Annotated in this window: 9 protein-coding genes; 2 read left to right on the top strand and 7 right to left on the bottom strand. The window is 65.8% G+C overall.

Annotated elements, in window-relative coordinates; translation table 11 throughout:
* Nucleotides 1-22 precede the first annotated feature (22 nt).
* Nucleotides 23-1,351: a dicarboxylate/amino acid:cation symporter gene (locus J2X38_RS07445; RefSeq protein WP_310254815.1), complete on the bottom strand. Its 1,329-nt coding sequence runs from the start codon at nucleotides 1,349-1,351 to the stop codon at nucleotides 23-25.
* 237 nt (nucleotides 1,352-1,588) lie between these two features.
* Here J2X38_RS07445 and J2X38_RS07440 point away from each other — a divergent pair, with 237 nt between their 5' ends.
* Nucleotides 1,589-3,385, top strand: coding sequence for an ATP-binding protein (locus J2X38_RS07440; protein ID WP_310252815.1), 1,797 nt, complete (start codon nucleotides 1,589-1,591; stop codon nucleotides 3,383-3,385).
* Complete coding sequence (locus J2X38_RS07435) at nucleotides 3,382-4,719, top strand: sigma-54 dependent transcriptional regulator (protein WP_310252813.1); 1,338 nt, start codon at nucleotides 3,382-3,384, stop codon at nucleotides 4,717-4,719. The genes J2X38_RS07440 and J2X38_RS07435 overlap by 4 nt, the downstream gene beginning before the upstream one ends.
* Here J2X38_RS07435 and J2X38_RS07430 read toward each other — a convergent pair.
* From J2X38_RS07430 to J2X38_RS07405, 6 genes are read right to left on the bottom strand one after another with little or no spacing between them, the layout of a single operon-like run.
* The gene (locus J2X38_RS07430; protein ID WP_310252811.1) at nucleotides 4,716-5,906 is read right to left on the bottom strand and encodes a dipeptidase; all 1,191 of its coding nucleotides are present in this window, start codon (nucleotides 5,904-5,906) and stop codon (nucleotides 4,716-4,718) included. The genes J2X38_RS07435 and J2X38_RS07430 overlap by 4 nt on opposite strands.
* Nucleotides 5,903-7,474 carry a serine hydrolase gene (locus tag J2X38_RS07425; RefSeq protein ID WP_310252809.1) on the bottom strand — a complete coding sequence of 524 codons (1,572 nt, stop codon included), beginning with the start codon at nucleotides 7,472-7,474 and terminating at the stop codon, nucleotides 5,903-5,905. Before J2X38_RS07425 ends, J2X38_RS07430 begins: the two co-directional genes overlap by 4 nt.
* Entirely contained in the window at nucleotides 7,471-8,610 is a 1,140-nt protein-coding gene (locus J2X38_RS07420; RefSeq protein ID WP_310252807.1) for a hypothetical protein, read from the bottom strand. Before J2X38_RS07420 ends, J2X38_RS07425 begins: the two co-directional genes overlap by 4 nt.
* Entirely contained in the window at nucleotides 8,607-9,647 is a 1,041-nt protein-coding gene (locus J2X38_RS07415) for a DUF1611 domain-containing protein (protein WP_310252805.1), read from the bottom strand. Before J2X38_RS07415 ends, J2X38_RS07420 begins: the two co-directional genes overlap by 4 nt.
* 20 nt (nucleotides 9,648-9,667) lie before the next feature.
* Nucleotides 9,668-11,854 (bottom strand): TonB-dependent receptor, encoded by a 2,187-nt coding sequence (locus J2X38_RS07410; protein ID WP_310252803.1) that lies wholly within the window; start codon nucleotides 11,852-11,854, stop codon nucleotides 9,668-9,670.
* A 4-nt stretch (nucleotides 11,855-11,858) separates the two neighbouring features.
* Nucleotides 11,859-13,001 (bottom strand): membrane dipeptidase, encoded by a 1,143-nt coding sequence (locus J2X38_RS07405; protein WP_310252801.1) that lies wholly within the window; start codon nucleotides 12,999-13,001, stop codon nucleotides 11,859-11,861.
* Between the last annotated feature and the right edge of the window lie 21 nt (nucleotides 13,002-13,022).

Here is a 13,022-nt window from a genome sequence, read left to right as displayed (position 1 = left end):
GAATTTTTGTGTCTTGTTGGTCTCAATCGCTGTCGGTCTCGACCGGCGCCGCCGCTAGCGGTGCGGGCTCGCCGCTGAGCGCGCGGTTCAGCGCATCGCGGTCGAGCGCATTTTCCCACATCGCGACGACGATCGCGGCGAGCGCGTTGCCGATGAAATTGGTCAGCGCGCGGCACTCGCTCATGAAGCGGTCGATGCCGAGGATCAGCGCAAGCCCCGCGACGGGCACGGTCGGCACCGCGGTCAGCGTCGCGGCAAGCGTGATGAAGCCCGCGCCGGTAACCCCCGCCGCCCCCTTCGAACTCACCATCGCGACGAGCAGCAGCGCGACCTGGTCGCCGAGGCTGAGGTCGATACCCGTCGCCTGCGCGACGAACAGCGCCGCGAGCGTCATGTAGATATTCGTGCCGTCGAGGTTGAAGCTGTAGCCCGTGGGCACGACCATGCCGACGACGGATTTGGCGCAGCCCGCTTTCTCGAGCTTTTCCATCAGGCTCGGCAGCGCCGCCTCGGACGACGAGGTGCCGAGCACGAGCAATAGCTCGGCCTTGAGATAGGCGATCAGCCGGAAGATCGAAAAGCCGCAGAGCCGCGCCATCCCGCCGAGGACAACGACCACGAACAGGATCGAGGTCAGATAGAAGGTCGCGATCAGCGCGCCGAGATTGACGAGCGATTCGACGCCATATTCGCCGATGGTGAAAGCCATCGCACCGAACGCGCCGATCGGCGCGAAGCGCATCAGCATGCCGACGAGGGTGAAGAAGATGCTCGAAAGCTTTTCGAGCATGCCGAGCACCTGCGCGCCGGCGGCGCCCGTGTGCGACAGCGCGATGCCGAACAGGATCGCCGCGAACAGCGCCTGCAGGATCGAACCCGAGGTCAGCGCCGAGACGAAGGTCGTGGGGATGATCGCGAGCAGGAAACCGACGAGCGAGGTGTCGTGCGCCTTCGCATCATATTCGGCGATCTTGGCAACGGCGTTCGGATCGAGGGTGCTCGGGTCGATATTCATGCCCGCGCCGGGTTGCACCACATTGGCGACGATCAGTCCGATGATCAGCGCGAGCGTCGAGAAGAAGAGGAAATAGGCGAAGGTTTTCGCCGTCAGGCGGCCGAGCGTCTTGCCGCTGCCGACCGATGCGATGCCGGTCGAAACGGTCAGGAAGATCACCGGCGCGATGATCATCTTGACGAGGTCGATGAAACCCTTGCCGAGCGGCTGGAGCTGGACGCCGACGTCGGGCCAGAAATGGCCGAGCAGCACGCCGCCGGCGATCGCCGCGAGCACCTGCACATAAAGATGCGACCACCACGGCCCGGACTTGGCCGGCACGTGCACCGCATTCATGTCGATCGTGGCTGCCACCAGCCTCTCCCCATATTTTGCGTCCGGCTCGACGCGAACCGGGGTGTTTCCCGGCCGATGTCTAAAAATAGGGGCGGGAAGGAATCATCGTCAAACGCCGCAGGATATCCAATCAACCTATTGTTATTATTTGAATATGATGGGCACAGCGCTCCACATAAGTTCAAGTTTGTGCGAAATGCCGCATACGATCCCGAACATTTGTGCAATAATCCGCACATGCCCTCGCGTAGCGATTCGTCCCCAATCGGTCCCCACGGCAACCGCCGGCGCCTGTTCGTCGCGGTGGCGGCGGGGCTGGCTATCCTGCTCGTCGCGGCGTTCGGCCTCGCGCAATGGGCCGCGGGACGCGCGGGTGCGCAGGCCGACGTCGAGGCGCGGCAGAATGCGCGCGCGCATGCGAGCCTGCTCGAAAGCGAGCTGCAGAAATTCCGCCTGCTGCCACGCGTGCTCACCGAATTCCCCGACGTCCGCGCCGCGCTCGCCGACAAGAGCGACGCCGCTTCGCGCCGGCTCGACCGCGAACTCGAACAGCTCGCGGCGCGCACCGACGCCACGGTGATCTATGTGATCGATGCGGGCGGGACGACGATCGCGGCGAGCAACTGGCGCGCGCCGACGAGCTTCGTCGGCGAGAATTACCGCTTTCGCCCCTATTTTCAGGGCGCGATGCGGAGCGGAGAGGCCGAGCTGTTCGCTCTGGGCACGGTCAGCGGTCGCCCCGGGCTCTACCTCGCGCGGCGCGTCGATGTGGGCGGGCGCCAGCTTGGCGTGATCGTGCTCAAGGTCGAGTTCGACAAGCTCGAAAGCCGCTGGGCCGATTCCGCCGCGGCGACACTCGTCACCGATGCGGCGGGGATCGTCGTGATGAGCAGCGAGCCGCGCTGGCGCTTCCGCTCCTTCGCCCCCATTTCGGCCGCGACGCAGCAGCGGCTTCGCGCGACGCGCAGCTATGGCGATGCGCGGCTCGATCCCTTGCCGGTCAGCCGCACCGGGGACGGCATCCGCGTCGGGGGAGACCTGTTCCGCGAAGCCAACGAGCGCGTCTCTTTCCCCGGCGGCACGCTCCGCCTGCTCCAGCCCGCCGAGCCTGCACGCGCCAGCGCCAATGCGACCGCGCGCGTGGCTTTCCTGGTCCTGCTGATCCTTGTCGGCGCGGCGATCATCACGCTGCTCCGCATCGTCGAGCGGCAAACGCTGCGCCAGGCCGCGCACGAGGCGCTAGAACGCGAAGTCGCCGCGCGCACGCGCGACCTGCGCACCGCGAACGACGAATTGCGCCTTGCATCCGACCGGCAGACCGAAACCGATCGCCGCTATCGCGCCGCACGCGAGGAACTGGCGCAGGCGAGCCGCCTCGGGTCGATCGGCCAGATCACCGCGGGCGTCGCGCACGAGATCAACCAGCCGATCGCCGCGATCCGCACCTTTGCCGAAAACAGCCTGCGTTATCTGGAGCGCGCGCAGCCCGACAAGGCGCGCGGCAACCTCGACACGATCGTCGAACTCACCGCACGCGTCGGCGCGATCACCAACGAATTGCGCAATTTCGCGCGCCGCAAACCCACCCCGCTGGGCCCCGTGGCGGTGCAATCGGCGGTCGACGGCACGCTGCTCCTGATCGGCGACCGGCTGCGCGCGCAGGGTATCGCGCTCGACGTCGGAATCGAAAATCCCGCGGCGGCAGTGCATGCCGACCGCGTCCGGCTCGAACAGGTGCTCGTCAACCTGCTGCAAAATGCCGTCGACGCGGTGCATGGCGCGAAAGATGCGCGCATCGCGCTCCGAGCGCACGGCAGCGACCCGGTCCATATCGACATCTGTGACAACGGCCCCGGCGTTCCGGCCGAGCTGTTGCCGCAGCTCTTCACCCCCTTCGTCACCGGCCGTCCCGACGGGCTCGGGCTGGGACTCGCGATCGCGAGCGATATCATGGCCGAATTCGGCGGCACGCTGACCCTGATCCCCTCGCCGCTTGGCGGCGCAGGGTTTCGCCTGACCTTGAGGCCGGCATGAGCTTCTTCACCGGCGAGCAGACGATCTTCTTCGTCGACGACGATGCCGCATTGCGCGAGGCGAATGTCCAGACGCTCGACATCGCGGGGCTGGCGGTCGAGGCATTCCCCGATGCGCAGAGCGTGTTGCCGCGCATCGAAGCGGGCTTCTCTGGGATCGTCGTGACCGACATTCGCATGCCCGGGATGGACGGGCTGGAACTGCGCACCGCGATCCACGCGATCGATCCCGACATCCCCGTCATCCTGATCACCGGCCACGCCGATGTCGCGATGGCGGTGCGCGCGCTCCACGACGGCGCCTTCGACTTCCTCGCCAAGCCCTTTGCCGCCGATCACCTCGTCGGCATCGCGCGGCGGGCGCTCGCGCACCGCGCGCTGATCCTCGACAACCGGCGGCTGAGCGCGGCGGCGGCGGCGATCGACAGCCCGCTGATCGGCGAAAGCCCGGCGATGGTCCGGCTGCGCGAGACGATTACGCAGCTCGCGCAAGCCGATATCGATGTGCTGATCGAAGGCGAGACCGGAACGGGCAAGGAACTCGTCGCGCATATGCTCCACCGCCAGAGCCGGCGGAGCCCGGCCTCATTGGTCGCGGTGAACTGCGCGGCGCTGCCGCACGAGCTGGCCGAGGCCGAGCTGTTCGGCAGCGATCTGACCGACCGTGTGACGGGCAAGCTCGGTCAGGCAGGGCGCATTCGTAGCGCGCATCGCGGCACATTATTCCTCGACGAGATCGACACGATGCATCCGTCGGTGCAGGCGAAGCTGCTGCGGGTGATCGAGGAGCGCGAGGTCCAGCCGATCGGCGCCAGCGCGCCCGAGCCCGTCGACCTGCGCGTCGTCGCGGCGACCAAGACCGACCTGATGGATGCGGTGCGCAGCGGTAACTTCCGCGAGGATCTTTATTACCGTCTGCACGTCGTGAAGCTGCGCATCCCGCCGCTGCGCGAACGGCGATCGGACATTCCGCAGACCTTCGCCTTCTTCCTCGACGAGGCTGCGGCGAAGATGGGGATGGCGGGGTTCCGGATCGACGACGGCATTCGCCGCCACCTTGTCGAGCATGACTGGCCGGGCAATGTCCGCGAGCTCAAGAATTTCGCCTATAGCGTCGTGCTCGACCTGCCGTCCGACCCCGGCCTGTCGGCGATGCCCGCCGACGCCCCGCTCGCCGAGCGCGTGCGCCGGTTCGAGGCGACGATCATCCACGACACGATGGCACAGACGCGCGGCAATATCGCCGAAACGATGGCGCGGCTCGGGCTCCCGCGAAAGACGCTCTACGACAAGATGCAGAAGCTCGGGATCGATCCCAAAAGCTTCCGCCCCTAGTTTGCTGCCGGCTTCCCCTGCGCCGCGAGGATACGCAGGATATTGCCGCTCCACATCTTCTCTATATCGGCGTCCGAATAGCCCGCGGCCTTCAGCCGCTCGGTGACCTTGGGCAGCGCCGAAATATCCTCGATGCCCGGCAGCCCGCCGCCGCCGTCCCAGTCGGCGCCGAAGCAGATATGGTCGACGCCGCCGACCTCGATCGCGCGCAGCACCATCTTCATATAGGCATCGAAATCGGCCGCCCAGAGCTTCTCGGTCTTGTCGAGTTCGCGCCATTGGCGGTTGAGATCGACCTGCTCGGCGGGGGTGATCTGGCCGATCCGCTCATATTTGCCGAACAGTTCGGCGCGCGCCGGCGACATGTTCATTTCCGACATGAAGATCGTCGAAATGCACATCGCGCCGCCCTTCGCCGCGAGCGCCTTCAATCGTCCCTCGTCGAGATTGCGCGGATGGTCGTAGGCCGAGCGCAGGCTCGAATGCGAGAGCAGGATCGGATATTTGGACAGCGCGAGGATCTGGTCGAACGCCGCATCGGACGAATGGCTCGCATCGATCACGATGCCGAGGCGGTTCATCTCGGCGACCCATTGCTTGCCGAGCGGGCTCAGCCCCTTCCAGCGTCCCTCGCCCGTCGCGCTGTCGGCGAACTGATTGTCCTTCGAATGCACCGGCCCCGCGAGGCGTAGTCCCTTGTTGTAGAATTCCTGCAGCAGCGACAGATCCTCGCCGAGCGGATAGCTGTTCTCCATCGACTTGAAGGCGATCAGCTTGCCTTCCTTGTTCAGCCGCACCGCATCGGCCGCCGTCAGCGCGGGCGCGATCGCATCAGGATATTTCGCAATGGTGCGATCGATCAGGTCCGACCGCTTCCGCGCAAACGCGAGCGCATCGGCATAGCCCTTCGGCGTCAGCGGCCCCTGGTCGGTGTAGATGGCGAAGAAGCCGCCATCGAGATTGCCGTCTTTCATCCGCGGAATGTCGAGCTGCGCCATGTCTTCGGCGAGTGCGTGACGGTCGGCGAAACTCCAGCCCGCGCGCTCGAAATGAAGCGGCGTGTCGAGGTGGGTGTCGAGCACGAGCATGCGGCTATGCAGCGGCGCTTCGGGTGTCTTTGGTTTGTCGCCGCCCGGCGAGCAGGCGGTGAGCGCGGTTGCGGTCAGCAGGATGGCGAAACGCTTCACTTCTTGTCCTCCACGGGTTTCAGATCGAGATCGTGATAGTCCCAGCTGAAGTCGGCGATCTTGCTCACCGCCTTCATCGTCACGCCGGTAATCTTGCCTTCGGCGTCGAGCGCGAAGGTCACATAGGCGGGCTCGATCGCGGGGTCGTCGAAATCGGTGACGAAGCTGTCATATTGCCAATGCTTGAGCCGCCCGGCCATCCGCGGTGTCGAGGTGAAATCGATCGTGAGACCTTTCGCACCCGATCCGACGACAATGTCGCCATACCAGGGGTCGCGGTAACGCCCGGCGTAGCCCGCGAGCGCGAGCGACGGGCCCGACTTCGCGGGCGACGCCTTGGACTGTTTCAGAAACTCGACCCCGCCCGCGAGCCGCGACTGATACCAATCCTCCCATTTCTGGGTCCAGCCATAATCCGGCTGATCGAGATAATGGTCGAGCAAATCATAGGTGAGGCCGAGCAGCATGCCGCTGTCCTCGCTGTTCATCATGATCGCGAAGCCGACATTTTTGTCGGGGATCATCACGACACGCGTGATCGAACCGAAGACCCCGCCGCCATGCTGGATGATGCGGTGACCGCGATAATCCTGAACCTGCCAGCCGAGCGCATAGGCTTGCTGCGTGGGCTGCGCGGGCTTGAGCTGCTCGGGAAGCGGACTGATCGGCATCGGGGTCACCGGCGCCCACATTTCGGCCGCCTGCTTTTCGCTGAACAGGCGTTTGCCGTTCGGCAGCGCGCCATGCGCGAGCTGGATCTTGAGCCACGCCGCCATGTCGTCGGCGCTGAGCGCAAGCCCGCCCGCAGGCGCCCCGTTGCGGCCGAGTTCGTCGCGCTCGTTGAGCGCCGCCTGCGGACCGAGACCGCGCAGCGCGCCCGACAACCGCGCGTGCGGCCAGCTACGGTTCGGTATGCGGAAACGGTCTTCGCTGTCGCTCGTCGCATTCTTCATGCCGCCCGCACGCAGCACGCGCGCGCGGATGAAGTCCTCCCACGTCTGCCCGGTGACTTCCTCGATCAGCTGGCCGGCGACGGCATAGAGGATATTGTCATAGGCATAGGCCGAGCGGAAACTCGTCTGCGGCTTGAGATAAGCGACGCGCTCGACGGTCTGCTTGCGCGTGAGGTGCGTGCGCGGCACGAACATCAGGTCGCCCTGCCCAAGCCCGAGCCCGCTGCGGTGGACGAGCAGGTCGCGGATCGTGATTTCGCGCGTAACCCACGCGTCATACATGCGGAACCACGGCATATGCTTGATGACGGGATCGTCCCACGCGATCTTGCCTTCGTCGACGAGGATCGCGAGCGCGGCGGCGGTCATCGCCTTGCCGGTCGAGCCGGTCTGAAAGATCGTCTGCTCATCGACCGGCGCGCGTTCGCCGATCTTGCGCACGCCCCAGCCGCGCGAGAGGGTGGTCTTGCCGTCCTCGACAATCGCGATCGAGACGCCCGCGGCGCCGACCTTCTTGCGCAGCACCTCGACGCTTTCGCCGATATCGGCGGGCGGTTCGGCCCATGCGGGCACGGCGACCGACAGCATCAGCGACAGGGCAAGCAGGCGTTTCATGGCAAAGCCTCCATATGGGGAGCGGTGGACGGACGCAGCAGGCGCCACGTCCCGATGGTGATAAGCGGCAGGACGAACACGCCAAGGAACAGCCAGGCGAGGAAGCGGTATCCGCTCGCGATCAGGTCGACGAGGCCGATCTCGCCCGCGACGAACATGCAGCCGGTGAGGATCACCGCGCCGATGACCGCGCGCGCGGCGGGGGTGAGCGGCGGCCGGCCGCGGCTTTCGACCGCGCCCGAGATACGCTCGTTGATCGCATGGACCGACCCCGCACCGCTTTCGAGCAGCGCGGCAAAGATCATCACCTGAAACAGGACATGGAAACCCGGCACCGTCATCTGGCGGAGCAGGAAGTCCGACGGCAAGGTCTCGTCGCCGATCGCGGGATAGAAGGCCATCATCGCGACGAAGAAGAGGATCGCCGGAAGCATCGACAGCGGCCCCGCGATCAGCCCGGCGACGACGGCATCGCGCTGGTTCCGGAGGTGGCGCAGCACCGGCAGGATCACCACCGCGCCGACGATATTATAGCTGGCATAGGTGAGCCCGCCCGCCATCCAGTTGCCCGACGGCGGCGGCGCGTTCGCGAAGCCCTGCCCGATCAGCCCGCCAAAGCTGGCGAGCGCGAGGATCAGGAACAGCCCGTAGACCGCGTAGAGCAGGATCGAGACATATTTGAACATCTGCTCGACCGCGCCGGTGCCCCATGCGGTGACCGCGACGATCGATACCGCGAGCAGCACGACGCCCGCGAGTTCGGGCCAGCCGAAGGTCGCGGCGCCGATCGCGCCTGCCGCGGCGCCGAACACCGCGAGGATCAGGACGACGAAGATGATATAGGCGACCTCGAACGCGACCCATGCGGGGCCGAGAAGCCCTTTGAAAAAGCTGCGATAATCATAGGCGCCGAGTTTGAGCGCGAGCGCGAAGGTCAGCGCCGCGACGACGCTCCAGATCAGCGTCGCGAGCAGCATTGCGGACAGCCCGCCCCACGGCCCCGACGGCACGAAATATTCCGCCAGCTCGCGCCCCGTCGCGTAGCCGCCGCCGATGATGACGGCCTTCAGCGCAAATCCGGGCAGCAGGTAGCGCTGGAACCAGCTCGACCCGCTGCCCGTCTCGCCCACACTCACGCGAGAATGCTTTCGACGAGCGCGTCGAAACCTGCGCCGCCGCGGATCGGATCGGCGACCGGAAGTCCCAGCCGATGCCGTTCGGCCGCCATCAGCGCCTCGGCTTCGTCCGCGTCATAGCTCGACGTGTTGAAGCTCACGCCGCCGCAGCGGATCGCGGGATTGGTCCGGCTGCCGAGGCGGATCGTCATGTCGATGACCTCCTCGACCGAGGGCAAGGCAAAGCTTTCCATGCCGAGGATCACCTTGCGCGTCGGGTCGTGGCAGACGACGAACACATCGGGCTGGCTGCCGTGGAGCAGGCCGAGCGACACCGGGGCGTAGGCGGGGTTGAAGATCGACCCCTGCCCCTCGATCACGTCCCAATGGTCCGCGGGCGCGTCGGGGCTGAGCATTTCGGCCGCTCCCGCCTCGAAGTCCGAGATCACGGCATCCATCGGCATGCCGCCGCCCGCGATCATGATGCCCGTCTGGCCGGTCGCGCGAAAATCGGCATCGAGGCCGCGCGCCACAAAAGCGCGGTGCAGCGCGAGCGCGGTATATTTCTTGCCGAGCGCGCAGTCGGTGCCGACGGTCAGCAGCCGCTTGCCGGTCCGCTTGCGTCCCGTCCCGACGGGGATTGCGGGCGGCGGCGTGCGGATGTCGATGAGCCGCTGCCCCGTGCGCGCAGCCGCCTCGACAAGCACGGGAACGCTCGTCAGCTTGGTGTGGAGGCCGCTGATGATATCGAGCCCCGCCTCCATCGCCTCGACGAGCACCGCGACCCATGCCGCGCCGATGATACCGCCCTGATTGGCGACGCCGATCACCAGCGAGCGCGCGCCTGCTGCCCGCGCGTCGGCGGGCGACAGGCGCGGCAGGCCGGTCGAAACGGTGCACCCGCCGATCGCCCATTCGCCCGTGCAGCGATCGCCCGCCCAGTCGGCTAGCCCGAAAGCAGTCTTGGCATAGGCCGCATTGGTCGTGTCGCCGAGGAACAGCAGATAGGGCTGCGGCAGGGTCAGGCTGCCCTCCAGCCTGCCGATAGGCGCGTTCATCGTGTCCAACTCCAATTCGCTCAGAAAGCCATGTCGAGCGCAACGCCGATCGTCCGCGGCTGTAGCGGCGAGATCGCAAGGAAGCTCGGCCGGTTGAGCCCGTCGGCGAGCGTCGAACGCGCCATCTCACCCTTGTTGTCGAACAGGTTGCGCGCATAGGCGCGCACTGTCCAGTGATCGCCCAGGGTCACCGAGGCGTTGAGGTCAACCGACGTATAGGCTTTGGCGCGCGCGACAAGCGGATCGCTCTCGACCAGCGACAGGCGGTTGCCCGCGTGGCGAATGCCGGCCCCGAAGCTGCCTTTGTTGCCGCCGCCGAGTTCGAACTCATAATCGGCGCGCAGCGCGCCGCTGAACTTCGGCACCGCGGGCAGGCGGTCGCCCTTGACGCCGCTGATGTCGGGGACATCCTCGCTGAGCGTCGCGTCGGTATAGCTGCCCGTCGCGCTGATCGTCAGGCCCGGCGCGGGGCGCAGCGCCAGGCTGCCTTCGAAACCCTTGCTCGTCGCCTTGCCGCCGTTCGCGCCGCCCGACACGCCGCCGAACGCGCGCGTGACCTGGATATCGGTCCAGTCCATCCAGAAGAAGGCGGCGTCGACGGTGAGCATCCGGTCGGCGAAATCGGCCTTCAAGCCGACCTCATAGTTGGTCATGCGATCGGCATCGACGCTCGGCGGCACATTGGGGACGATGACGTTCGGGCCGCCGGGACGATAACCCGTCGCGACGCGGGCATAGAGCATCGCATCCTCGTTGATGTGGAATTGCGGGCTGACCGAGAAGGTCCAGACGCTTTCGGCGGACTCGCCCGGATCATTGGCGGTCGGGACGATCGCACCCGAACTGATCTGGGTGAAAGTCTGTTCGTTGCGCGCCCAGCGGAGGCCGCCCGTGACCTCGAACTGCTCGGTCAATTTGAAGGTGGCGTTGGCGAAGACCGCATATTCCTTGTAGGTCGCGGGCAGTCCGACGATCGCCAGCGGATCGAGCGGCACGATCGGGTTTCCGGCCATGTCGAACGAGCGGACGAGCTGCGCGTTGCTCGTCTCCTCGTCGGTAAAGAAGCCGCCGATCAGCCATTCGAAACGCCCGCCGCTCGGCGAGGCGAGCCGCACTTCCTGCGTCCATTTCTTGAGTCCGAGGTCGAGCGAGAAAGGCGTGATGCCCGGCGGAATCGCGCCATTGGTGAGCAATGGGAAGAGCACGCCGAATGCATAGCTTGCGTCCTGCACCTGCGCGCTTTGCGTCTTGCTGTACGTCGTTGCCGAGGTCAGCGTCGCGGCGCCGAAATCATAGTCGATCGTCGCCGAATAATAGTCGAGATCGATGTCGTAGGATTCGGGCACATAATTATTGTACGAGTGGCCGTTGCCGAGCCGCTTGCCCGTGAGATCGGCGGCGTAAATGCCGTTACCGTCGGAATCGAGCGACTGCCAGATACCGGCAAGCTTGACGCTTAGTTCGGGGGTCGGGGTCCACAGCAGCGCGGCGCGGCCGCCGCGCTGTTCATAGTCGTTCTGGTCCTTGATCCCCGCATTGTTGACGCTGTCGACCCAGCCCGGCGTCTTGCGCCACGCAAAGCTGCCCGAAATCGCGAGCGTGTCGGTTGCGATCGGCGCGTTGACATATACCTGCCCGCCCCAGCCAAGGCTGCCCGCATCCTTGATCGTGAAGCCTTCGACGCCCGCGCGGACCTTGAACTCGCGCGTGTCGGGCTGGACGGTCACATATTTGACGAGGCCGCCGATCGAGCTCGCGCCATATAGCGTGCCCTGCGGCCCTTTGAGCACCTCGATCCGTTCGAGGTCATAGGGCATCAGGTCGATCGTGAACTGCCCGGCGCGATTATAGATCGCGCTCGACCCCACGGGCGCGTCGTCGAGATAGATGCCGACCGTCTGGGCCGAATTGAGCGGCGCGACGCCGCGCAGCGTGATCGTGGTCTGCCCCGGCGTGCCGCCATTGCTGACGTTCATGCCCGGAACATAGCCCGCATAATCGACGAGCGAGGCCGAGCCCTGTTCCTGCAGCGCCTCGCCGCTGACGACGGCGATCGAGATCGGCACATCCTGTACATTCTGCGTGCGCTTCTGTGCGGTCACGACGATTTCGCCGCTCGCCTCGACGGCGGCAGCGTCCTGCGCCTGCGCCGGCATAGCGGCGACGACCGCGGCGATGCTTGCTGCAATAAAGAGTCCCTGTTTCATCGTCTTACCCCCAGACTTGGGCCAGCAGGCGGCGGAAATTGCCACCGAGCACGGCCCGGATGTTTTCGTTGGAATAGCCCCGTCGAATGAGTTCTTCGGTGAGATCGAAGGTCTTGAGCGGATGGTCGAAGCCGTCGATGTCGATCTTGTCGCGAAATGCGTAGCTGCCCTTGTAGCTGTTCTTGAGCGCGGCATATTCGTCGGGCTTCATATCGTCATAGCCGTGCAGGTCGGCGTCGGACCCGATGCCGACATGGTCGATGCCGACCAGCTTGGCGACATGGTCGATATGGTCGGCCATATGTCCGACGTTGGTCGGATCGCTCGTGCGAACGAACATGCGCACCCCGGTGATCCCCATCACCCCGCCCTTCGCCGCGAGCGCCTTGATCGCCGCGTCGGTCTTGACGCGTGGATGATCGACCAGCGCGCGGGCGTTGCTGTGCGTGATCGCGATCGGTCCCTTGGCGATGTCGATGGCGTCCAATGTGGTCTTGTCGCCGCAGTGCGAGACATCGACGAGCATGCGCTGCTTTTCCATCTCGGCGATGATCGCGGCGCCATAATCGCTGACGCCGCCGTCGACGCGCTCGGTGCTGCCCGATCCGATGCGATTCTGGCTGTTATAGGTGAGCTGCGCGCAGCGCAGGCCAAGCCGGCGGAACAGCGCGACATCGGCGACCCGCTCGAAATGTTCGGCATTCTGGATACCCATGATGACCGCGCATTTCTTGTCTGCCTTGGCGCGGTCGAGATCGGCGACCGTGTCGACGAGCGTGAAGACATGACTATTGCGCCCGGCAAAGCCCTGCCAGCCGGCGAGGAATTCGAGCGCCTGCGCCTTCGCGTCAGGACCGCCGAGGCCGTATGCGTTGTGAAAGCCGGTGATCCCCGATGCCCGGAACTCGGCCGCTTCGGCGTCGGTCAGCCGGTGCGCGACATAATTCTCGTCGAGCGTGATCTTGAGCGGCGCGAGCATGTCGATGACGAGCGACGAGGCGACCAGATCGACCGCGCGGCGCGAGTAGCTCTTCTCCGGCGCTGCGGCAAAGGCATAGGCGCCCTTGTTGATCATCGGCGCCGACACAGCGACACCCACCACGCCCGCGAGTGCCGCGCGGCGCGTAATCTGGAACGACGCCGTCATCCCAACCTCCCTCTTTTATAG

Source organism: Sphingopyxis sp. BE235, assembly GCF_031457175.1.
Lineage (GTDB): Bacteria > Pseudomonadota > Alphaproteobacteria > Sphingomonadales > Sphingomonadaceae > Sphingopyxis.
The sequence above is the reverse complement of the archived record's forward strand: the minus strand, read 5'-3'. Positions and strand labels throughout refer to the sequence as shown.

What these genes read in the sequence shown, in the direction of transcription:
- J2X38_RS07445 (WP_310254815.1), bottom strand. Translation starts at nt 1,351, where the DNA reads ATGAATGCGGTGCACGTGCCGGCCAAGTCCGGGCCGTGGTGGTCGCAT.
- J2X38_RS07415 (WP_310252805.1), bottom strand. Translation starts at nt 9,647, where the DNA reads ATGAACGCGCCTATCGGCAGGCTGGAGGGCAGCCTGACCCTGCCGCAG.
- J2X38_RS07410 (WP_310252803.1), bottom strand. Translation starts at nt 11,854, where the DNA reads ATGAAACAGGGACTCTTTATTGCAGCAAGCATCGCCGCGGTCGTCGCC.
- J2X38_RS07440 (WP_310252815.1), top strand. Translation starts at nt 1,589, where the DNA reads ATGCCCTCGCGTAGCGATTCGTCCCCAATCGGTCCCCACGGCAACCGC.
- J2X38_RS07425 (WP_310252809.1), bottom strand. Translation starts at nt 7,474, where the DNA reads ATGAAACGCCTGCTTGCCCTGTCGCTGATGCTGTCGGTCGCCGTGCCC.
- J2X38_RS07405 (WP_310252801.1), bottom strand. Translation starts at nt 13,001, where the DNA reads ATGACGGCGTCGTTCCAGATTACGCGCCGCGCGGCACTCGCGGGCGTG.
- J2X38_RS07435 (WP_310252813.1), top strand. Translation starts at nt 3,382, where the DNA reads ATGAGCTTCTTCACCGGCGAGCAGACGATCTTCTTCGTCGACGACGAT.